General features: G+C 65.6%; 17 protein-coding genes. 9 read left to right on the forward strand and 8 right to left on the reverse strand.

From position 1 onward, the window contains the following. Nucleotides 1–42 precede the first annotated feature (42 nt). Nucleotides 43–1,545, forward strand: coding sequence for an HNH endonuclease signature motif containing protein (locus tag AADZ55_RS11240; protein ID WP_085325874.1), 1,503 nt, complete (start codon nt 43–45; stop codon nt 1,543–1,545). A 95-nt stretch (nt 1,546–1,640) separates the two neighbouring features. After that, on the forward strand, nt 1,641–3,197 hold the full coding sequence (locus tag AADZ55_RS11245) for a succinic semialdehyde dehydrogenase (protein WP_085325876.1): 1,557 nt from the start codon (nt 1,641–1,643) through the stop codon (nt 3,195–3,197). Between the two features lie 25 nt (nt 3,198–3,222). Here the strand turns inward: AADZ55_RS11245 and AADZ55_RS11250 are convergent, their stop codons facing one another. Then, a complete protein-coding gene (locus AADZ55_RS11250) occupies nt 3,223–3,771 on the reverse strand; it encodes a thioredoxin family protein (protein ID WP_085325950.1) in 549 nt (182 codons plus the stop codon). Between the two features lie 138 nt (nt 3,772–3,909). On the opposite strand from AADZ55_RS11250, the gene AADZ55_RS11255 reads away from it, so the two are divergent. From AADZ55_RS11255 to AADZ55_RS11265, 3 genes are all read left to right on the forward strand, one after another. Beyond that, a complete protein-coding gene (locus tag AADZ55_RS11255) occupies nt 3,910–4,647 on the forward strand; it encodes a hypothetical protein (protein ID WP_085325878.1) in 738 nt (245 codons plus the stop codon). 177 nt (nt 4,648–4,824) lie between these two features. Then, on the forward strand, nt 4,825–6,621 hold the full coding sequence (locus AADZ55_RS11260; RefSeq protein WP_085325880.1) for a serine/threonine protein kinase PknE: 1,797 nt from the start codon (nt 4,825–4,827) through the stop codon (nt 6,619–6,621). A gap of 48 nt (nt 6,622–6,669) precedes the next feature. Further along, entirely contained in the window at nt 6,670–8,982 is a 2,313-nt protein-coding gene (locus AADZ55_RS11265; RefSeq protein ID WP_085325952.1) for a Tex family protein, read from the forward strand. A 12-nt stretch (nt 8,983–8,994) separates the two neighbouring features. Here AADZ55_RS11265 and AADZ55_RS11270 read toward each other — a convergent pair whose 3' ends face one another. The 7 genes from AADZ55_RS11270 to AADZ55_RS11300 all read right to left on the reverse strand — a co-directional run bounded on the left by AADZ55_RS11270 (nt 8,995) and on the right by AADZ55_RS11300 (nt 15,252). After that, the gene (locus AADZ55_RS11270; RefSeq protein WP_085325881.1) at nt 8,995–11,163 is read right to left on the reverse strand and encodes a xanthine dehydrogenase family protein molybdopterin-binding subunit; all 2,169 of its coding nucleotides are present in this window, start codon (nt 11,161–11,163) and stop codon (nt 8,995–8,997) included. After that, complete coding sequence (locus AADZ55_RS11275; RefSeq protein WP_085325882.1) at nt 11,160–12,137, reverse strand: FAD binding domain-containing protein; 978 nt, start codon at nt 12,135–12,137, stop codon at nt 11,160–11,162. Before AADZ55_RS11275 ends, AADZ55_RS11270 begins: the two co-directional genes overlap by 4 nt. A gap of 4 nt (nt 12,138–12,141) precedes the next feature. Continuing rightward, a complete protein-coding gene (locus AADZ55_RS11280; RefSeq protein ID WP_242670189.1) occupies nt 12,142–12,732 on the reverse strand; it encodes a (2Fe-2S)-binding protein in 591 nt (196 codons plus the stop codon). 89 nt (nt 12,733–12,821) lie between these two features. Continuing rightward, nucleotides 12,822–13,253 (reverse strand): hypothetical protein, encoded by a 432-nt coding sequence (locus AADZ55_RS11285; RefSeq protein ID WP_085325884.1) that lies wholly within the window; start codon nt 13,251–13,253, stop codon nt 12,822–12,824. Nucleotides 13,254–13,294: 41 nt separating this feature from the next. Then, the gene (gene idi / locus AADZ55_RS11290) at nt 13,295–13,927 is read right to left on the reverse strand and encodes an isopentenyl-diphosphate Delta-isomerase (protein WP_085325886.1); all 633 of its coding nucleotides are present in this window, start codon (nt 13,925–13,927) and stop codon (nt 13,295–13,297) included. A 78-nt stretch (nt 13,928–14,005) separates the two neighbouring features. Further along, complete coding sequence (locus AADZ55_RS11295; RefSeq protein WP_085325888.1) at nt 14,006–14,416, reverse strand: hypothetical protein; 411 nt, start codon at nt 14,414–14,416, stop codon at nt 14,006–14,008. Then, nucleotides 14,413–15,252: a hypothetical protein gene (locus AADZ55_RS11300; RefSeq protein WP_133056435.1), complete on the reverse strand. Its 840-nt coding sequence runs from the start codon at nt 15,250–15,252 to the stop codon at nt 14,413–14,415. Before AADZ55_RS11300 ends, AADZ55_RS11295 begins: the two co-directional genes overlap by 4 nt. 611 nt (nt 15,253–15,863) lie before the next feature. On the opposite strand from AADZ55_RS11300, the gene AADZ55_RS11305 reads away from it, so the two are divergent. The 4 genes from AADZ55_RS11305 to AADZ55_RS11320 all read left to right on the forward strand — a co-directional run bounded on the left by AADZ55_RS11305 (nt 15,864) and on the right by AADZ55_RS11320 (nt 21,949). Beyond that, nucleotides 15,864–18,830 (forward strand): AfsR/SARP family transcriptional regulator, encoded by a 2,967-nt coding sequence (locus tag AADZ55_RS11305; protein ID WP_085325892.1) that lies wholly within the window; start codon nt 15,864–15,866, stop codon nt 18,828–18,830. A gap of 150 nt (nt 18,831–18,980) precedes the next feature. Beyond that, entirely contained in the window at nt 18,981–19,628 is a 648-nt protein-coding gene (locus AADZ55_RS11310) for a TetR/AcrR family transcriptional regulator (RefSeq protein ID WP_278248619.1), read from the forward strand. A 268-nt stretch (nt 19,629–19,896) separates the two neighbouring features. Further along, nucleotides 19,897–20,448, forward strand: coding sequence for a hypothetical protein (locus AADZ55_RS11315; protein WP_085325897.1), 552 nt, complete (start codon nt 19,897–19,899; stop codon nt 20,446–20,448). 85 nt (nt 20,449–20,533) lie between these two features. Next, a complete protein-coding gene (locus AADZ55_RS11320; RefSeq protein WP_085325899.1) occupies nt 20,534–21,949 on the forward strand; it encodes an MFS transporter in 1,416 nt (471 codons plus the stop codon). Nucleotides 21,950–21,978 lie beyond the last annotated feature (29 nt).

Consider the following 21,978-nt stretch of genomic DNA (forward strand, 5'->3'; position numbering starts at 1 on the left):
AGAGGCGCGTGGCCGTCGGGGGGGCCAGGTAGTATCGAAGGTATGTTCGATCAACGGGTATCGCCGCAGGTGGCGGGGCCGAGTTTGGTCGATGATGCGGCCCGACTCGACAATGCGGCCGGACTCGACGATGCCGCGGTGATCGATGCGCTGGGAGTGGCCGCGCGCGCAGAGAACGCCGCCGCGGCACGCCGGTTGGCCTGGATGGGTGAGCTGTATGCCCGTCGTGCCCCCAACGATGACGTCGATCGGATCAACTGGGCCATCGATGGGCAGGCCAACGTGGTGGCCGAGATTTCGGCGGCGTTGCGGATCAGTCGGGGCCGCGCCGGGGCCCAGCTGCGCTATGGCATCGCGTTGCGGGAACGGCTGCCCAAGGTGGCCGAGGTGTTTGGTCGCGGGGCGATTGATTATCCGATGATGGTCGCGTTGGTGGCGCGCAGCGACATCGTTGACGGCGAGGTGATCGCCAAGCTGGATGCGGTGTTCGCCAAGCATGCGCCCAACTGGATGCGTATGTCGGGGCCCAAGCTCACCGAGCGCATCGACATGTGGGTGGAGAAGTTCGACCCCGAAGGGGTGCGTGAGCCGCGCGCGCCGCGCGAGGACCGGTTCCTGGAGATCGGGCCAACCAGCGCAGGGATGGCTGGCATTTGGGGCCAGCTGGAGATGACCGAGGGTGCGGCCCTGGATCGCCGCCTCGATGAGCTGGCGGGTGCGGTGTGCGGCGATGATCCGCGCACCACCGTGCAGCGCCGCGCCGATGCGCTGGTAGCGCTGGCCGGCGGGCAGTCGCGGCTGGCTTGCGGGTGTGGGGCCAAGGATTGCCCGGCCTCGGGTGCTGTGCACCAGCCGCTGGCCCAGGTCGTGATCCATGTGCTGGCCGAACAGGCCACCGTGGCGGGCGCGTCGCGGGCACCCGGGTATCTGCCCGGGTTGGGGCCGGTGCCCGCGCCGCTGGTGCGCAAGCTGGCCGAAAGCGCCAAGTGCACGCCGGTGCGGATACCGCCGCCGGTGGCCGAGCCGGGGTATCGGCCCTCGGCAGCGCTGGCCGAGTTCATCCGGTGGCGAGATCTCACCTGTAGGTTTCCCGGTTGTGATCAACCCGCCGCGGTGTGCCATATCGACCACACCATTCCGTATCCGGCGGGGCCCACACACCCCTCGAACCTCAAGCTCTACTGCCCGCCACACCATCTGATCAAAACCTTCTACACCGGGGTCGACGGCTGGACGGATCGCCAATTGCCGGACGGCACCGTCATTTTCACCGCGCCCACCGGCCACACCTACCTAACCACACCCGCCGGGGCGCTGTTCTTCCCCGCCCTGGGCACCCCGACCGGACAACTGGCCATCCCCGAGCGCACCACCGCGCCAACCGTGCAGCGCGCGCTGATGATGCCCAGACGCACCCGCACCCGCACCCAAGACCGCGCCGCCCGCATATCCGGTGAGCGCAAACGCAACGCCGCGCGCATCAACCGCAAAGGTTTCCTCCTCGCCGAGCGCCTCGCCCGCGACGACGAACCCCCGCCATTCTGATGTGGTCCTACCGCTGGGTCGCACGCCCTTGGCCAGGAGCGGCGGGCCGATAGTCTGGTGCCTAAGACACCTGCGCTTCGTGGAGAGGTAACGATATGCCTGCACCGTCTGCCGAAGTCTTCGATCGCCTGCGCAATCTGGTCGCGATCAAGGACGTCAGCGCACGTCAGACCAAAACGATCGATGAGGTCTTCACCGGCACGCCGCTGACCACGATTCCGGTCGGCACGGCCGTCGACGTCGAAGCGGCCTTCGCCGAAGCTCGTGCGGCGCAGGCCGATTGGGCGAAGCGTCCGGTGCACGAGCGGGTCGGGATCGTCCGTCGCTACCGTGACCTGGTCATCGAAAACCGCGAGTTCCTCATGGACCTCCTGCAGGCCGAGGCGGGCAAGGCGAGATGGGCCGCACAAGAGGAAATCGTCGATCTGATGGCGAACGCGAACTACTACGCGCGCGTCGCCGCGGACCTGCTGAAGCCTCGCAACGCGCAGCCGCTGCTGCCGGGGATCGGCAAGACCACGGTTGGCTATCAGCCCAAGGGTGTGGTCGGGGTGATTTCGCCGTGGAACTACCCCATGACGCTCACGGTGTCGGACTCGGTCCCCGCGCTTATCGCGGGCAACGCGGTGGTGCTCAAGCCGGATAGCCAGACACCGTACTGCGCGCTTGCGTGTGCCGAGCTGTTGTACCGGGCCGGATTGCCGCGAGCGCTGTACGCGATCGTGCCGGGTCCGGGCTCCGTGGTGGGCACCGCGATCACCGATAATTGCGACTACCTGATGTTCACCGGTTCGTCGGCGACCGGCAGCCAGCTAGCCGAGCGCGCGGGCCGTCGGCTCATTGGATTCTCGGCCGAACTTGGCGGCAAGAACCCAATGATCGTCACGCGGGGCGCCAACCTCGACAAGGTCGCCAAGGCGGCAACCCGCGCCTGCTTCTCGAACGCAGGACAGCTCTGCATCTCGATTGAGCGGATCTACGTCGAGAAGGACGTCGCCGACGAATTCACGCGTAAGTTCGGCGATGCGGTGCAGAACATGAAACTTGGGACCGCGTATGACTTCTCAGTGGACATGGGCAGCCTGATCTCTGCGAGTCAGCTGCAAACCGTGTCGGGCCACGTGGACGACGCAACCGCCAAGGGCGCCAAGGTAATCGCGGGCGGCAAGGCTCGACCCGACATCGGGCCGCTGTTCTACGAGCCGACCGTGCTGACGGATGTCACGCCCGAAATGGAGTGCGCGGCCAACGAGACATTTGGGCCACTCGTCTCGATCTATCCGGTCGCCGACGTGGACGAAGCCGTCGAGAAGGCCAACGACACCGAGTATGGGCTCAACGCGAGCGTGTGGGCGGGCTCGGCCGCAGCTGGCCAGGAGATCGCCGCCCGCCTGCGGTCGGGGACGGTGAACGTCGACGAAGGCTATGCGTTCGCCTGGGGCAGCCTCAGCGCACCGATGGGCGGGATGGGCTTGTCCGGTGTCGGCCGCAGGCATGGCCCCGAGGGGCTGCTGAAGTACACCGAATCTCAGACGATCGCGACCGCCCGCGTGTTCAATCTCGATCCGCCTTTTGGCGTTCCGGCGACTCTTTGGCAGAAGTCGCTGCTCCCGATCGTGCGAACGGTGATGAAGCTCCCCGGTCGGAAGTGAAGCGCGCGCTCGGCGTGAGCCGCGCTCAACGCCACTTGATGCTGCACCCGATCGACGGCCGCTGGTCGGGGTTTACCGGCCGCCCGGCGAGCACGGCTTCGACCGCCGCCTGAACGTCAGCTCCCGTCACCGGTAGGTCGTTGCGGGGGCGGGAGTCGTCAAGCTGGCCGCGGTAGACGAGGCGACGATCGCCGTCGAAGACGAACGTGTCGGGTGTGCAGGCTGCGGAAAACGCGCGGGCCACGTCCTGCGTCTCGTCGTAAAGGTACGGAAATGTCCAGCCGTGGCGGCGGGCCTCGGCAACCATCTGATCGGGTCCGTCCTGGGGGTAGGTGACGACGTCGTTGCTGGAGATGGCGACCATCGGGACGCCTCGGTCGGCGAGGTCGCGACCGAGCGCGGCCAGCCCGGCGGCGACGTGCTGGACGTACGGGCAGTGATTGCAGATGAAGGTGACAACCAGGGCGGGGCCGGTGAGCTCGTCGAGGCTGACCGTGACGCCGGTGGCTGGCTCGGGCAGAGTGAAACCCGGCGCGGGGGTACCGAGGGCGAGCATGGTGGACTCAGTGGCCATGGCCTCCAGCGTAGGTCCACAACGGCTGTGCGCAGCGAGCTGGCCGCGATCCGCCGCCCCCGCGCTGATATCGCCCGGTGCTGCGGGAGAATCACGACCCATGTCCAATCACCATGCGCGGCGAGGGAAGTGTGAGCGATGAGCGCCCTGCTGGACCAGGTGCTGGATGCTCACGGGGGCCTGGCGCGATGGCGGGCTGCCGCAGCGGTCCATGCGCGGGTGCGCACGGGAGGGCTGTTGCTTCGAACTCGGGTGCCGGGCAATCCCTTGGCGGACTACCGCATCACGGTTCAGGTCCAGCGGGCCCGCACGGTCCTGGACCCGTTTCCGCGTGACGGCCAGCGCGGGGTTTTCGAGAGCGGGCAGGTGCGGATCGAGAGTCACGAGGGCGAGGTCATCGGCTCGCGCGGGAACCAGCGGGCGGCGTTCTTCGGCCGCTCGGGCCTGCGCCGAAACATCCGGTGGGACCCGCTGGACACCGTCTACTTCGCCGGCTATGCCATGTGGAATTACCTCACCACGCCGTACCTGCTGACCCGCGAGGACGTCGAGGTCGACGAGGCGGATGAGTGGCAAGAGGACGGACAGACGTGGCGGCGCTTGAACGTGAACTTCCCGCCGCATATCGACACCCACTCGCCCCGCCAGACCTTCTACTTCGATGACAGTGGTCACCTACGCCGGCACGACTATGTCCCGGAGGTTGTTGGCCGCTGGGCACGGGCCGCTCACTATTGCGCCGACCCCGTGCACACCGACGGGTTGGTGTTCCCAACTCGTCGCTGGGTCCACCCGATAGGTCCGGGCAATCGCACGCTGCCCTTCCCGACCCTGGTGTCGATTCAGCTGACCGACGTGCGGGTCGAGAGCGAATAGACTTCGCCGCCTCGCGGATCGGGTTATCTCTAGTCCCTGCACCCCACGGCTGCCCAAACCATTAGCCTTATGCCTGGCACGCCACCGCGTACTGGTGTCCGGCGCAGGCAAAGGCCGGGGCGCGAAGATCCTTCTAGTCGGTTGCTGCGCGCGGTTGGCGGGGTGAGGAGTCGGGCGATGAGTGAGACCGCGGAATCGCGGGAGGGTACGCAGTTCGGGCCGTATCGGTTGCGGCGGCTGGTGGGTCGCGGCGGCATGGGCGACGTCTATGAGGCTGAGGACACGGTGCGGGAGCGGATCGTGGCGCTGAAGCTGATGTCCGAGACCCTCTCCAGCGATCCGGTCTTCCGCACGCGTATGCAGCGCGAGGCTCGCACCGCGGGGCGCCTGCAAGAACCGCACGTCGTGCCGATCCACGACTTCGGTGAAATCGACGGGCAGCTCTATGTGGACATGCGCCTGATCGACGGCGTGGACCTGGCCGCAATATTGGGTCGCCGTGGGCCGCTTGCCCCGCCGCGGGCGGTGGCGATCGTGCGCCAGATTGGCTCGGCGCTCGACGCCGCGCACGCTGCCGGGGTAACGCATCGCGACGTCAAACCGGAGAACATCCTGGTCAGTACGGATGACTTCGCCTATCTCGTCGATTTTGGGATCGCCAGCGCCACCACCGACGAAAAGTTGACACAGCTCGGCAACACGGTGGGCACCCTCTACTACATGGCCCCGGAGCGGTTCAGCGAGTCCGAGGCAACCTATCGGGCCGACATCTATGCATTGGCCTGCGTGTTGTATGAGTGCCTAACCGGATCGCCGCCCTACCAGGGTGATCAGCTCAGCGTGATGGGCGCACACATCAACCAGGCGATCCCGCGGCCCAGCGCCGTGCGGCCGGATATTCCGGTCGCGTTCGATGCGGTGATCGCCCGTGGCATGGCCAAGAATCCCGAAGACCGCTACGCCAGCTGCGGGGATCTGTCCGCGGCCGGCTACGCGGCGCTGGCCACACCCGATCAGGATCGGGCCACCGACATCTTGCGGCGCAGCCAGGTGGCCAAGCTGCCGGCGGGCTTTTCCGGTCACCCGGCCAGCGGGTTTACCCCGGTGCCGCCGGGCGCGGGGTGGCCGGCCCCGACCACCCCAGCGTCTCCGGTTGCTCGGGGCGGGCCTGTATCGCAGCCGACAGCATGGGCTGGCGCTCCTGGCTGGGGCGGGAGCGCGGGCAGCGGCGGGGCACCGCTGTGGAGTCAACCGATTCCCCAGCCCGCCAGTCGTAAGCCCTGGCTGTTTGTTGGCGTTGCCGTTGCCGTTGTGCTGGCGCTCGCGGGCGGCCTGGGCGTCGTGGTTGCCCATCCGTGGCGGTCATCCGGGCCCGCGTCGTCGCCGCCGCCGCCAGCGCCGCCCGCAGATGCGGTCGAGCTCCGGGTCCTCAACGACGGTGTGTATGTGGGTAGCTCGCTGGCACCGACGAAGATCGACATTTTCAACGAACCCATCTGCCCGCCTTGCGGCAGCTTCGTCAGGTCGTATGCGACCGATATTGAAACCGCGGTAACCGAAAAGAAGCTCGCGGTGCGCTATCACCTGCTCAACTTCCTCGACGACCAGTCGCACAGCAAGAATTACTCCACTCGGGCGGTGGCCGCCTCGTACTGTGTCGCCGGGCAGAACGATCCAAGGCTCTACGCCAGCTTCTACTCCGCTCTGTTCGGCAGTGACTTTCAGCCGCAAGAGAACGCCGCATCCGATCGCACCGATGCCGAACTGGCCAATCTTGCGCAAACCGTCGGCGCGGAGGCCACCGCGATCAGCTGCATTAGATCGGGAGCTGACCTGGGCACCGCCCAAACGAAGGCAGCAAACGCGAGCGAGACGCTGGCCGGCTTCAATGCCAGTGGCACGCCGTTCGTGTGGGACGGCAGCGGTGTCGTGAACTATCAGGATCCGAGCTGGCTTTCCCGGCTGATCGGGTAACGCCCGGCCGCTCTCAGCGCTGTCGTGGCGTTCGGTAGGGTCCTGGCCGTGAATCCACGCGCCACCGTCAGATCCGTAACTGCCCGTCTCGCTGAGGAACTCGCTGTGGGGGAGACCCAGGTGCTCGCCGCGGTCCGACTGCTCGATGAAGGCGCAACGGTGCCGTTCATCGCCCGCTACCGTAAGGAGGCCACCGGAAGCCTCGACGACGGGCAGCTCCGGGCCCTTGAGGAACGGCTGCGGTATCTGCGCGAGCTCGACGAACGCCGAGCCGCGGTGCTCACGTCGATCGGGGAGCAGGGCAAGCTCACCGATGAGTTGCGGGCAGCACTGGTCGCCGCCGACACCAAGGCGCGGATCGAGGATATCTATCTGCCCTACAAACCCAAGCGCCGGACCAAGGCGCAGATCGCCCGCGAAGCCGGCCTTCAGCCCCTGGCCGACCTGCTCCTGGCCGATCCGACGCTCGTCCCCGATGCTGCGGCCGCGGCGTTCGTCCGCGACGACGTTGCCGATGCCGCCGCCGCATTGGAGGGGGCACGACACATTCTGGTGGAACGTGCCGCCGAGGACGCCGAGCTTGTCGGCGCAATTCGAGAGAGGTTCTGGACAGAGGGCGCGCTAAGGACGGTGCCGTGCTCCGAAGATGCCGCGAAAAGTGCTGAAGCACAGAAGTTTCGCGACTACTTCGAGTTCTCCGAGTCGCTGCAGACCTTGCCGTCCCATCGAGTGCTTGCCGTAATGCGCGGGGAGAAGGAGAAGGTCCTTGCCCTCACCTACGACGGCGGCGCTGATGACGCGTACCAAGCCATGATCGGTCGGGCGCTTGGTATCGATCTGTCGTCAACTGCCGCGGCGACGCCGTGGCTGGCAACCACGGTGAGCTTCGCGTGGCGCACCAGACTGATGTTCTCCGCGGCGGTCGATGCTCGCGTTCGGCTGCGACAACGCGCGGAGGAGGAGGCCGTCGCGGTATTCGCCAGGAACCTCAAGGATCTCTTGCTCGCGGCACCGGCCGGAGCGTGCACCACAATCGGCCTGGATCCCGGCTTCCGGACGGGCGTGAAAGTGGCGGTGGTGGACGGCACCGGCAAGATGCTGGATGCGTGCACGATCTATCCGCATCAACCTCAGCGACAATGGGATTCGGCTAAAGCCACCCTGGCTGCGCTCGTCGCCCGGCACGGCGTCGAGCTGATTGCCATTGGTAACGGAACGGCGTCGCGCGAGACGGACGCCCTGGCCACCGAACTCATCGCCGATATCCGGGCCGCCGGTGCGGCGGCACCGGCAAAGGCCATGGTGAGTGAAGCCGGCGCATCGGTGTACTCGGCCTCGGCGTACGCGGCACACGAACTGCCCGGTCTCGACGTGACACTGCGCGGGGCGGTGTCGATTGCTCGGCGGCTCCAAGATCCGCTGGCTGAATTGGTGAAGATCGAGCCGAAGTCGATCGGCGTAGGCCAGTACCAGCATGACGTGACACCCGGGATTCTCGCTCGCAGCCTGGACGCCGTGGTCGAGGACGCGGTGAATGCGGTGGGCGTCGACCTGAACACGGCGTCTGTACCTCTGCTGGCTCGAGTGTCCGGCATCTCAGAATCCTTGGCTGAGGCCATCGTCTCCTATCGTGATATGACGGGTCCGTTCCGGAACCGCCGCGCACTGCTGGACGTCCCCCGCCTGGGCCCCAAGGCATTTGAGCAGTGTGCGGGCTTCCTTCGAATCCGCGGCGGTGACGACCCCCTCGACGCATCCGGTGTCCACCCCGAGGCGTACCCCGTTGTCCGGCGCATCCTGGACCGCTCGGGTGTCACGCTGGCCGAAATTATCGGTGATGAACGATCTTTGCGAGCCCTCCGACCCGCTGATTTCGCCGACGACCGATTCGGTATCCCCACCGTGACCGACATCCTCGCCGAGCTCGAGAAGCCGGGACGCGACCCGCGGCCGGCGTTCACCACGGCCACGTTCGCTGCCGGGGTCGAGAAGGTGGCAGACCTCAAGGTTGGCATGGTCCTGGAGGGAGTCGTGACCAATGTGGCCGCGTTCGGCGCCTTTGTCGATGTCGGCGTGCATCAGGACGGCCTTGTGCACGTCTCGGCTATGGCCGAGCGGTTCGTTTCCGACCCCCACCAGATCGTGCGGTCCGGACAGGTGGTGCGGGTGAAAGTCCTCGATGTCGACGTTGAACGTCAGCGAATCGCGCTGAGCCTGCGCCTCAACGACAATCCGCAACCCGCCCGGGGCAAGCGCTCCGATCGCGCGCCGGCTCCTCGCAACAACTCCGGTCGCCGGGAAGCCAAGCCGGTGGCGGGTTCGATGGCTCAGGCGCTGCGCGACGCGGGCTTCGGCAGGTGAACGCGACAGCTGTCACAGCAACTTTTCCACGGTTATCGGCAGGTCGGTGACTCGCCTTCCGGTGGCGTTGAACACCGCGTTGGCGATCGCGGCCGGCACCGCGACGATCACCAACTCGCCGAGCCCCTTGACTCCGATCGGATCGGCGATCTGGTCCGCAGCCGGTAAGAAGGTTGCGTCCAATTCCGGGACGTCGGCATTGACCGGGACCAGATAATCCGACATGTTCGCGTTGACGATTCGGCCGTCGCGGTGATCCAGCAGGGTCGCTTCCAGCAGCGCCATCCCGATCCCGCCAACCATGCCGCCGATAGCTTGACTGTGCGCGAGTTTGGGATTGATCACTCGGCCCGCGTCGTAGCACGCATAGATGCGGCGGATCCGCACCGTCGCAAGTAGTGGGTCGACCGCGACTTCAGCGAACACGGCTCCGTAGGCATAGATGGAGAATCGTTTGTCGACGTCGCCAGGCACCCAGGTCTGTTCCGACTCCAGTTTGGACCAGCCGCGCCGGCGCAATAGTTCCTGATACGACTCGCCGCGCTCGGGTCCGACCCCGGCGATCATGCGACCGTCGGTGACGACCACATCCTGCGGATTCAGGCCGCTCAGCGGCGATCCCGGGTCGACAACAGCGGTGCGAATAAACCTGTCGCGCAGCATATTCCCGGCGGTGAACACCGCAGAACCCACACTGGCCATGGTCCGGGAGGCGGAGTGCGGCGGCGCCGGCGGAAACTTGCTGTCCCCGAGGGCGAATCGCACCCGGGGAAGCGGCAGTCCGAGGGCATCCGCGGCGACCTGTGTCATCGACGTATATGTTCCGGGTCCCATGTCGCTGGTTCCGCTTTGTACCTCGGCAGTGCCGTCGGCTAAAACCCTTGCAACAACCCTACATTGACTACGATACGTGTGATACGCCGCCGCGGCCGTCCCGATCCCGACGAGGTGATCGCCGTCTCGGGTAGCGCCAGGCGCGGGATTACGCCGGTTCCACCCGAAGGCCGCTGCGCCCTGGCTGAGGCAATCGGTGAGTCGTCTCGTGGAAAACGGCAGGCCGCTGCTCTGGTCGATATCGGGTTCGTTGCGCAAACGCAACTCGATCGGATCGATGCCCAGCCGGTGCGCCAGATCGTCCATGCTGCACTCGAGCGCAAACGTTCCGGTGACCGCACCAGGTCCCCTCATAAACCACGGAAGGTTGATGTCCAGCGGCACAACGTGATACGTCGAACGCATATTGGGGACGCGATAAACGAAACGCGGACTGCGGACCAGGCCTTCTTCATAGGTTCCGTATCGGGCTGTCTCCGTGCGCCCCTCGTGGATGATGGCGTCGAGGCGTCCGGATGGGTTCGCGCCAATAGCCATGCGCTGCCGGCTGGTAGGCCGAAAGCCGATTCCGCTGTACATCTGCTTGCGGGTCAGCACCAGCTTGACGGGTCGTCGCATGCGGCGAGCGGCGAACGCGGTCAACAGTTGATGCGGCCAGGTCTTGCTGGCACTACCGAACGCACCGCCGACGAACGGCGAGATCAGCCGAACGTGGTCTTCGGGCACGTCGAATGCGGTGGCGTAGGACTGCCGCGCCGAGCTGATGTCCTGCACCTTGTCCCATACCGCGAGCTGGTCGCCATCCCACTGGGCGATGGTTGCAGGCAATTCCATGGGGTTGTGATCGTTGCGGGCGATGCTGAACTGGAGGTCTGTCACCACCGGCGCACTGCGCATCGCCAGATCCGCGGCGCCGCGGGCGTAATCGTGAATGTAGCGGCCGGATCGCATAACGGCATGCGGTGCATCGATATCCGTCAACGGCGGTCGACTTGAACAGCGGACATCGACGAGGGCCGCCCCGTGGGCCGCCGCCTCGAGGGTGGTGGCGACCACCACGGCGACTGGCTGGCCGAAGAAGGAAACCTGGCGGGTGTCGAAAGGCAGTTTCACCCCGGCAAAGTCGGTTAGTACCCGGAGCACGCCACGATGTCGCAATGCGGCACGGCTGTCCACGCGGTCGATGTCGCCGCATGCCACCGCGCTGCAGACCAGCGCGGCGTACAGCAAGCCGGGAATTTGGTTGTCGGCAGCGTATCGAGCTGTCCCGGTCACCTTGAGCGGGCCATCGACGCGGGTAATCGGCTGGCCGGAAGCGATCTGGGTGGTGGGTGATGGCCGAGTCACGGCATTGCCGCCACGATGACCAGCTGTCTCTCGACGGTGCGATTGAGCAGGTCGATCTTAAAACCGTTCTCACGCAGAGGCTTTGCCCCGTCAGCCGCAAGTGCGGCTGCGCTGCGGAAGACGTCGGCGTTGGGTGGTCGGCCCTGCAGCGCTGCTTCGACGGCCGGCAAGCGCCACGGCACGGTGGCCACCCCGCCAACGGCGACCCTCGCGCTTCGAATCGTGCCGGCGCCGATGTCGAGTGCGACGGCCGCCGAGGCCAGTGCGAACTGGTAGGACTCGCGGTCGCGTACCTTGAGATAGCCGGACCGGCGGGTCTCCCGTCCGACCGGCACCTCAATGCTGACGATCAGCTCGCCCGGGCGAAGATTGTGCTCGCGCGCGGGTGTATCGCCCGGTTGCCGGAATAGATCCGCAATTCGAATCCGCCGTTCCCCGCAAGGTTGCCGAGTCTCCACGACGGCGTCCAGCGCCAGCAGGGCAACCGCGATGTCTGATGGGTGGGTCGCGCTGCAGTGTTGGCTCGTGCCAAGTATCGCGTTGGTGCGGTTGCGTCCTTCGGCCGCCGCGCAACCGGCACCAGGGGTACGCCGGTTGCATGCGGCCGACACGTCGCGGAAATACAGGCATCTCGGGCGTTGCAGGAGATTGCCGCCGATCGAAGCCATGTTGCGCAGCTGAGCGGAGGCACTGAGCTCGACGGCTTGACTGAGCACGGGAACTTGTTGCCGGACGACCGGATGAGCGGCGAGATCAGACATCCGCACCAGCGATCCCACCCGGATCCTTCCCGCCTGCACGTCGATCGAGCTGTAAGGGAGGGCGTTGATATCGACCAGGGAATCGGGGCGTTCGACCGTTTCGCGCATCAGGTCGACCAGCGTGGTTCCACCGGCGATGTAGCGAGCACCGGCCGCCCCCGCCCGCAACGCCGACTGCTCGTCGGCGGCCTTGGCGTAGCGGAACGGGAACACGGACCTAGCGTGCCTGCGCTGCGGCCGTGACCGCGTTGACGATGTTGGTGTAGGCCCCGCAACGGCAGATGTTGCCGCTCATCCACTCTCGTATTTCCGCCGCAGAGCCCGTGTGCCCTTCGGCTATACAACCCACCGCGGACATGATTTGGCCGGGTGTGCAGTAGCCGCATTGGAACGCGTCCTCAGCAATGAACGCCTGTTGGAGCGGATGGAGCCCGCCGTCGTCGGCCAAGCCCTCGATGGTGGTGATGTGCGCACCGTCGTGCATGACCGCGAGGGTCAGGCAGGAGTTGATCCGGCGACCGTCAACCAGCACCGTGCACGCACCGCACGCGCCGTGGTCGCAGCCCCGCTTCGTTCCAGGCAATCCGGCTTGCTCTCGCAGCATGTCCAGCAGGGATGTGCGGTTATCGACGGCGAGTTCTCGATGCTCGCCGTTGATCTCGGCATGTACGACGGTGGTGTGGCTTCCGTCGTGCTCGGTGCGGTCAGATCCGGCAACGGTTGCGACGGCGGCTACTGTGCCACCCAGGGCGACCGAGGCGCCCATGAATGTCCTGCGGTTGAGTGGGACACCGACTCGGTCGTTCACGGATCCACTGTAGGACGGGCAGCTCGAAACGTGGCCGTTAAACCGAAAAACCAGCCCAAGTTCGGATGACCGGGTCCGCACCTCAATGATCAATCATGCGGCGACTCAACCCGAAGATTGCGGGCGCCGACCACATTTCGTAGTCCCGAACAATTCACGCAGCCGATACACCCCACACAGTCGGTGCAGCGCACACAGCCGACGCAGGCCACGCACCTGATGCACCCGATGCATGCCAGGCATGCCACGCATTCTCGGGCAGCCACGCACAAGACGGTGAGCAGACTGGCGACCACTCCGACGCTTCCCGCGGTCGCGACCGACCCGGCGACCGCGACGCTGCCCGCGGTCGCGACCGACCCGGCGACCGCGACGCTACCCGCGGTGGCTGCCGACCCGGCGACCGCGACGCTGCCCGCGGTGGCTGCCGACCCCGCGACGGCAACGCTGTCGATGCTGGCGATCGAGCCGACAATCGAGTCACTATCGACCTCGACTGTTGAATCCCACCTATCAACCATTTGGTCATCATTTCAGGGTGGGGTGCGATGAATCGAGGGTTCTATCGTTCGGCCGTCGTGGGCGGCTTCTGGTGTGCGGCTTTGGGCAGCCGGCAGTCGTCGGCAACGGGCCAGCGTGCCGGATGTGGTCCCAGCATGGTCAGCTGCTCCAGCTGTGAGCGGCACCAAGGTGACAGCGGAGCGATTGCGCCGGCGGTGACGTCGCGCGCGAATTGTTCCCAGGGCAACCAGCGGGTCGCGTCGACCTCGTCCGAGTTCGGTCGGGGTTGTTGGTGAACCTGGACCCGGTACACGGGGCAGATCTCGTTCTCCACGGTGCCGTCAGCCATGGTGGCCCGATAGCGGAACCCCGGCAGGATCAAATCCACAAAATCGGCGGTAAGTCCGAGTTCGGCGGCTAGCCGCCGGCGAATGGCGTCGGGTAGCGATTCGCCGGGCAGCGGGTGCCCGCAACAACTGTTGCTCCACACCCCTGGCCAGGTCCGCTTTGTGGTGGCCCGCCGCGTGATCAACAGCCGATCCTGCGGATCGAACACATAACTGGAAAACGCGAGGTGCAAGGGGGTGTCAGCAGTGTGCACGGTGGCTTTGTCGGCGACACCTGCCGCACCGCCGCGCTCGTCGAGCAGAACTACCCGCTCGACGGGTGGGGCCGGCGGGCCGCTTTTGGCCATGTCACACCTCGTGCCCGTGTTCTGCTTCCGGCACGAAATACGGAAGCAACCGTCGGGTCATTTCTAGCATGCCGACATTCAGCTGCCTCGCCGGATGCGCGCCAGCAGGGTGCGGGCGTAGACAAAACTGAACGCGGTGCCCACGATCACCGACGGCGCGATGGCCACGACGATGTGCGGTGTGCCGGTGAATGCGTGGCCCACGACGAGCCAGACGATCGCCAGCGTCGGCGTCCCCACGCTGGCTAACCAGAAACCGTGCATGGGTTTGGACGGCAAGCGGAACAGTCGTTCCAATACCAAGACCAGCGCCAGCGTCGTCGGCATGCTCAGCGCTGCCTGCGTACAGCCCGCGCGCAGCGCCACCTCCGCGCCCAAGTGGCCGTGGGTCAATGCGGCCCAGCTGCCGTAAGCCACGCCGGCCACCACCGCGACCAATACGGGGCGTGCGAGTTCACGCAGTCGCCTTCTCGTGGTAAACGTGCTCATCGGGCCAACCGCCTGCGCAGCAGGCCAACGAATCCGCCGGCGATGTTTGCCAGGTCAAGGGGCAGCCAGATCAACAGCGCTTCCCCCTCGGCGTACGTCGGGGCGAGTTCGGTAAAGAACCGCGCGTCGGGGTCGTGGCCGAGGAAGCGCAGCTGCGACGCATCGCGCGGTATCGCGACTGTTCGCACGATCCACGGGTTCTCGCCGACCGGGACGTAGCGTCGCCGAGCGCTGGCCGCGCGCGCCAGGGCGTCGATGTCGGCCGGCGTCGCGAACGTGCGATTCGGATAGATCCGCGGCACCGTGGCGAGCAGGCGGTAGACCGCCGGCGATGAGCAGCGGGTCACATAGGCCAGCGGAGTGCGTGGGTGACGGAGCTTGAACCGCAGGGCCTGCCGCAGCCCGAAGAGCCCGGTGAGCGTGCCGCCGTGATAGCCCGGCCGGAAGAACACGCCCGCGTTAATCAGTGCGTACCTGCGTCCCCCGTGTTGCAGGTATTCGAAGGCGGTGTAAGAGAAGCCCGCGAACTCGTCGTGCGCATCGTAGAAGAACACGAAGCGGCCATCGCCGGCACTGAACACCACTGCCGCGAACTCGTCGCGCGTGCAGCCGTAGGAAGTCTGGCTGTAGACACCGTAGAGAAGATCCACCAGCGCGTAGCGCTGGTTGGGATCTAGTGACGCCGATCGGAGGTATTTGCTGCGGACGATGCGCTTCGGATTCGCGTCGCGCACGCGTGTTGGTGGGGGAGCCACCGGGTCATCGGCGTCGTCGATCGCCTCACTAGTAGTGGCGAGTGACTCGCGTCTTGTTGAGGGCAGGGGTGGTGGCTGCATTGCACCTTCCTTTGTGTGTTTGGAGAGCGGCTGGGTTGAGTAGCCAAATATGGTGATGCTGAAGGAGTCTCGCACCATACAGCTACGATTGCATCCTAATTAACTAGAACGCAACGTAATTCAGTGATGTTGATGCAAAAGTAGTTGCAAAACAGAATGTTTGGAGCAACATTCGTGTCTTGCTCCGCTCGCAGACAGAGTTTCACGCCATGGAATAACCCCTCCGGTGCACACACCATTGCGTAGCTGTCCTCGGGCAGACGCGCCTGCCGAGAGCGATCGGAAAGGCCTTGCGGAGCAAGGATTTCGCGCTTGCGTTGGGACAACCGCTCCACGTTCGAGGGAGCCGCCGGGGCTGGAAGAGTTTAGCGGAGCAAGGATTCCGGGCCAGATGTTCGTGGCTTCGCGGGTCGCGTGTGGGGCAGTGACCGCTCCGGCGGTGAGGCCGCGGTCGCCGCTGCCCGCCGAGTCGCCGCATCTGACCTGCGACGTGCTCGCGACCCCGCCGTTGGCGCGGTTGATACGGCCCCCCTGGGGCGTCTGGTTCGTCGTATGCTTAGCGGTACCCAACACGCCGCATTTGCCGGGCGCTGTTGCAGAGAGGGTGTCGGTTGACGGTCGAGTTCCGGTTGTTCGGCGGCGTCCGAGTCCTAGTCGACGGGCGGAGAGTGGACATCGGTCCGGCCCGCCAGCGGTGCGTCCTGGCCGCGCTTCTAGTCGATGTGAACCGGCCCGTCCCACTGCATCAGTTGGTCGATCGGATTTGGTCGGATCGGCCGCCGCATCGTGCCCGAAATGCTCTTGCGGTGTACGTGTGTCGGCTGCGGGATCTGCTCGCCGACGCCGAGGAGGTGACAATTTCGCGTGACCTGAGTGGCTATGTTCTTACCGCCGACCCGCTCTCGGTGGACCTGCACCGGTTCCGGTCTGTAATCTCGCAGGCTCGGGCGAGCGTTGATCCACACGTGGCCGCGGGCTTGTTCGACCGGGCACTGGCGATCTGGTCCGGTGAGCCATTTGTGCTGTTGGACACCCCATGGATTAACGACGTCCGCACCGCCATGCAAGCGGAGCGGTTTTCGGCGCAACTGGACCGCAACGATGTCGCACTGCGCGTCGGAAGACACGATGCGCTGTTGGTCGAGTTGTCTGCGGCGTTCGCCGCTCACCCGCTCAATGAACGCCTAGCCGGGCAATTGATGCTGGCCCAGTACCGCAGCGGCCGGCAGCACGATGCGCTGGACACCTACCGCCGGATCCGCGAGCGCCTCGTCAATGAGCTCGGCGTCGATCCAGGCCCAGCGCTGCGCCAGGTGCACCAGCAGATTCTCACCGGCGAGACCGAGGCACCAGTGACTACCGCCGCTGCGGCGCCGGTCGATGATGCGGTGCTCGCGCACTCGCTCACCGTCGATCGCCCACAGCTGGCTCAATTACGGCGCGCGACCAGCTTTGTCGGGCACGAACACGAATTGGGTCGGATCACTGATGCGCTGCTCGCGGGCCCGTTGGTAACGCTCACCGGGGTCGGTGGTGTTGGTAAGACACGGCTTGCTGCCGAAGTCGCGCGCCGCGAGCAGCAGCGCTTCGGTGAGGGAGTGTGGATCTGCGAACTCGGGCCGTTGGAGCAGGGCAACGCCGTGGGCCAAGTCGTTGCCGCGGCGGGTCGGGTGTGGCGGCAGCAGGGCCTGGATCTCGAGGAATCGGTGATCGAGTACCTGCGAGCTCACGAGGTGCTGTTGTTGCTCGACAACTGCGAACACGTGTTGGAAGCGGCTGCCAGGTTGGTGACCCGGATCATGCAAAACTGCCCGCGGGTGTCGGTGCTGGCGACCAGTAGGCAGCCGCTCGGCGTGGAGGGTGAGCAAATCGTCGTCGTCCCGTCGCTGCCGGAACAGGACGCGGTGCGACTGTTCGCCGATCGAGCCAGGGCGAGTCGACCGGACTTCACACTCGACGACCAACCGGCGGGTGTGGTCGCTGAGATCTGTCGTCGGGTCGATTGTCTGCCTCTTGGCGTGGAGCTGGCGGCGGCGCGGATGCGGGTGATGAGCACCCTCGACGTGGCGCGGCGGTTGGACGATCTGCGCCTACTGGACGGCGGGATGCGCGGTGTCCATCCCCGCCAACAGAGCCTGACCGCAACAATCGCTTGGTCGTACCGGATGCTAACCGAAGCCGAGCAATCGTTCTTCGCGCGACTTTCCCTGTTCGCCGGCACCTTCGACCTCGAAGCAGCCCACCGGGTATGCGGTGCGGACGGGACCACCGAGCATGAGTCGCTTTCATTACTTTCCGGTCTAGTGGACAAGTCGATGGTGGTCGTCCGCGATGTCACCGATTGGACACGCTACGGCGTTCTGGAAACACTGCGCGCGTTCGGGCGTGAGCGCTTGCAGGAGAGCGGGATTGACGCTGAATGCACGATGCGGCACGCCGTCTACTTCGCCGAACTGGCCGAGCGCGCCGGGGCTGGCATGCAGAGTCGGCAGGAGCGGGACTGGGTGGAGCGGGTGCTGCCCGACTACGACAACCTGCGCGCCGCGTTCGTCTATGCGATGGACCAGCACGATACGGACCTGGCACTGCGACTGGGCGCGGCAACGCCGGAGTTCCTCGGCTGGCGCATGGGCTATGCGGAGGCCGAGTTGGCCGAGCAAGTTATCGCGGTCGCCGATCCCGAGCATCCGCTGTTTCCTACCGTAGTCGGGGCCGCCGCCCGGGTTGCGTGGAATCACGCAGACTTTTCGCACGCAAAATCGTTGGCGGCCCTGGCGCGGGGCCGACGTCCGCTGCACGGCACTGCGCGGGTGGTTTACCCCTCCGATGTGCTGGCCGACATTGCGCTGTTTGAGGGTGACCCGCTGGGAGCTCGGTCGTACTGGGAGGCCGAGGCGCAACGCGCTCGAACCGACGCCGACCCCATCCGCCTAGCGTGGACGCTGTATCTACTCGCGATCTGCCAAGCCCTGCTGGGAAACCCAGACACCGCCTTATCGGCCGCGCGCGAGGCGGTCGAGGTGGCTGACCGCACCGCCAACCCGACGACGCAGGCGTTGGCCTACTTTGCGCTTGGATATCTACTGAGAAGGTCCGAACCCGATCGCGCGTTGGCCCTATTCGACGATGCGGCGCGACTGGCCGCGGAAGTGCAAAACTTCTGGGTGTACGGAACTGCGCTGATGGGAGCCGCGGCGACGCGTGCCGTGCACGGAGATCCACGAGCGGCGGCGCAGATGCTTATCGCGGTCCTCGACCATTGGGACCGGTTCGGCGACGTGACCGAACAATGGGTCGCCCTGCGCTATGTCACGCGATTGTTGTTTCGGCTCGGCAGCCATGAGGAGGCCGCCTTCTTGCACTATGCGCTTGTGAATGCGGGTAAACCGCCGCCGCTGAGCGCATCCCAATTGGACGTCGTTGTGGACAGGCTGGGCGCTGCTGGCCTGGATGCCGGCAACGCACCCACCGGCAGTGCCATCGTGTTCGCACGAGCGCGTTGCAGCCTGCAGTGGCAAGTGGAAAACGCCGTCGTGCCCGTCGGCGGTCGCGGGGATGCCGACCCGTCAGGCCTGTGACCAGGAAATTTAATCTCTGAGCAATGCCTTCCTACCAGCGTGCGGGCAGGATTCGCAGCTGAGGGAAGGGAATCGGGGAGGTGAAGTCCAACAACAATTCATCGCCACTAGGTGGGCGATGGCACCCATCTAGAAAGGAGCGATGAGGCTGTGCTGAGTCCTCGTCTCCAACATCCCGACTTTGTCATTGACTCCGTCGAAGCGCTTGTCGCGGGGGCTGGGATGGACGCACTGACAATACGGGCCCTCACCAAGGCCACCGGCTTCTCCAATGGCGCGATCTACCGGACCTTCGGGTCGCGTGGAGGCCTGATAGGGCGCATGTGGATTCGTGCAGAGTGCCGCTTTATGGCCCTGCTGAAGAGTCTGGTTGCCCAGGCACAGGACCCGTTCGATGCGGTGCTCGCGGCGGCGGAGGCTTCGATTCACTACCCCGAGCGATATCCGCAATCGGCGGCGGTGCTGTTCACCGTACGTCGCGAAGAAGCCTTGACCAAGCCGATATCGCCTGAGGCCAGCGAGCAACTATGCGCGCTGGATCATGAATTGGCGCAGATCATATCGCGGCTAACGATGGATCTGTGGAAGCGTACTGATGCGGCCGCGGTCGACCTCGTGTCAGCCTGCATTCTTGATCTCCCGAAGTGGATTGCCTTGCGGAGCACGCGATATGCCAAACCCATCGTGCGCGAATATCTTCGTGCAGCCGTACGAGCGGTCTTGGAAGTTGGTCCGCCGCCACTAACGCAGGAGTGGGCGGTCAAGCCAGCAGGAGATATGTACTGCGTGCTTGTGTGATAGTTGGCCGCTGGCAAATGAATATTGCGGAAACCCCGGATATTGTGCCCCAGGTGCTCTATATTTTGTTGCTGCCGCGGTTTGTAATCGAGGTGGTCGCCCAAGCCCTGATTGGCGGGAGGCGGCGACGGGTGTCTGTTTTCAACACGGGCAAGGGGACTGGGCTGTGCGTGTTGCAGCCGGCGGGGGTCGCTGGGTAGCGCGGTAGCTGTCGCCGGGCGGTGGGCTGGCGATTGCGGCCGGCGCGAACAGTGCGGCCAATGCTGACTTGGCCGACATCGCCTTCGCCTTCGGCAGCAATAGCAACGCCGCCGCCACCGGCGGTGTGCTCAACATTGCCGGGGTCGGCGGCAACAACTCCACCGCAAGCGCTACCGGTGCGGTCAATGTCGGCACTGGCGCCATCGCGTTCGGCGACAACAACATCGTGAGGGCCAGCTCGATCGGGGTCGGCAATATCGGCACCGCGGCCGCGGCTTTCGGCAGCAACAACACCGGGGTTTCAGCCCTCGTCAACGGTGTAGAAAACACCGGCATCGTGTCGGCCGTGTTTGGTAGCGACAACTCCGGGGTCGCAGCCAATGCGTTCGGCGTGGAAAACAACGCCGTCGTCGCGACGGTGGCCGGGACCGGCAACAGCAATGTCTTGGCTGAGGCCGGCGGTGCGGGTGCCAACGAAATCGTTCTAGCCACCGCGTTCGGCAACAGCAACAGCGTCGTAGACCTGGCCATCGCCTATACCAACGGCGCGGAGGCGATTGCGGGTCCCGGCAACCTCAACGTGACCATCAACCCGTCGTTGTTCGAATTGTTGGCTTAGTTCCGGTTGCTGGACGCGGGCCCAGCCGGCCCTAGCTACGCTTGGGCCTATTGACCAAGGAAAAGCGGTCGGCGGCAGTGCCCGCGTGCGGGTTATCGCGGTGCTAGCCGTGGTGGTGGGCCTGGAAAGCGCCAGCAATGGCACCATCGGCGCACTTGCGGTGGCGCTGAAGCAGGCGTTCCGGATCAGCAACATGCAGGTCGGCCTGCTGGTGACGGTCTCAACCGGGATTGGGGTCGTCGCCACGCTGGTGTCCGGGACCCTCGCCGACCGGGTAAACCGCACCCGCGTGCTTTGGATTACCGTCCTGATCTGGTCGGTGGCGATGGGATTGAGCGGCCTCAGCGTCGGTTATGGATGGTTGCTGGCCAGCCGAGTCGCACTGGGCATCGTGATCGCTGTCGGCGGCCCGGTTGTTGCCTCGCTGATCGGCGACTATTTCGGTCAGCATGAGCGGGGGCGCATCTATGGGTTTGTACTTGCCGGCGAGGGAATCTGCACCGCATTGGGGGTGCTGGTGTCGGGATGGTTGGCCGCCATCACGTGGCGGTTGAGCTTCTTCTGGTTGGCTGTGGCCGGACTGCTGCTCACGATAGCCGTGGCCAGGATGGTGCCCGAACCGCCCCGCGGCGGAGGCGGCATCCAGCGCGGCGCGATCCAGCAGGTCGGGCCGCCTCGCGGCGCCGCGGAACGGAAGGTGATCGCTCAACATGCCGAGCCACATCCACAGCTGGTCTTGCATGAGAGCCCCCAACATCGATCGTTGTGGTGGGTGGTGCGCTACGTCCTGTCGATCCGAACCAACGTTGTATTGATCGTCGCTTCGACGTTCGGATACTTCTTCTACACCGGCCTTGGCACCTTCGCGGTGGCGCTGCTGCGGAGCCGTTTCCGCATCAGCCAAGCGCTCGCCATATCGTTAATCGCCATCATCGGTGTCGGTGCGCTGATCGGGACGCTGAGCGCTGGGCGGATTGCGGACTCGCTGATCGGCCGGGGCTACATCAGCGCCCGGATGACCGTCGCCGGCGCCGCGTTTCTGGGCGCGGGCGCATTCTTTGTCCCTGCGTTGCTGACCGACAGCCTCGTCGTCGCTGTTGCGTTCGCATTTTTTGCCGCGATCGGCCTTGGTGGGGTAAACCCGCCGCTGGACGCGGGTCGGCTCGACATCATGCACTCGCGGCTGTGGGGCAGGGCCGAAGCGGTTCGCACCACACTGCGATCCGGTTTCACCGCCATTGCTCCGCTGGTGTTCGCCTATGTCGCCGCCAAACTGGCGCCACGCCGCGGACCTGGCCACTTCGCAGACGAGCCGAGCGGACTACCGCAGACCTTCTTGATCATGCTGGTGACGATGTACGTGGCTGGCGCCCTCATCTTGTTGGTGGCTCGGCGCACATATCCGCGCGACGTCGCCACCGCGGTCGCCTCTGAGCGGGCTACCGACCAGCACCGGCAGTCGCGCGGAGACGCTGCAGCCGCGGTGAGCGACGGTGACTGACCGGCGAGCCGGTGGCCACGCGGGCTACG

It is taken from the genome of Mycobacterium decipiens (assembly GCF_963853665.1).
Lineage (GTDB): Bacteria > Actinomycetota > Actinomycetes > Mycobacteriales > Mycobacteriaceae > Mycobacterium > Mycobacterium decipiens.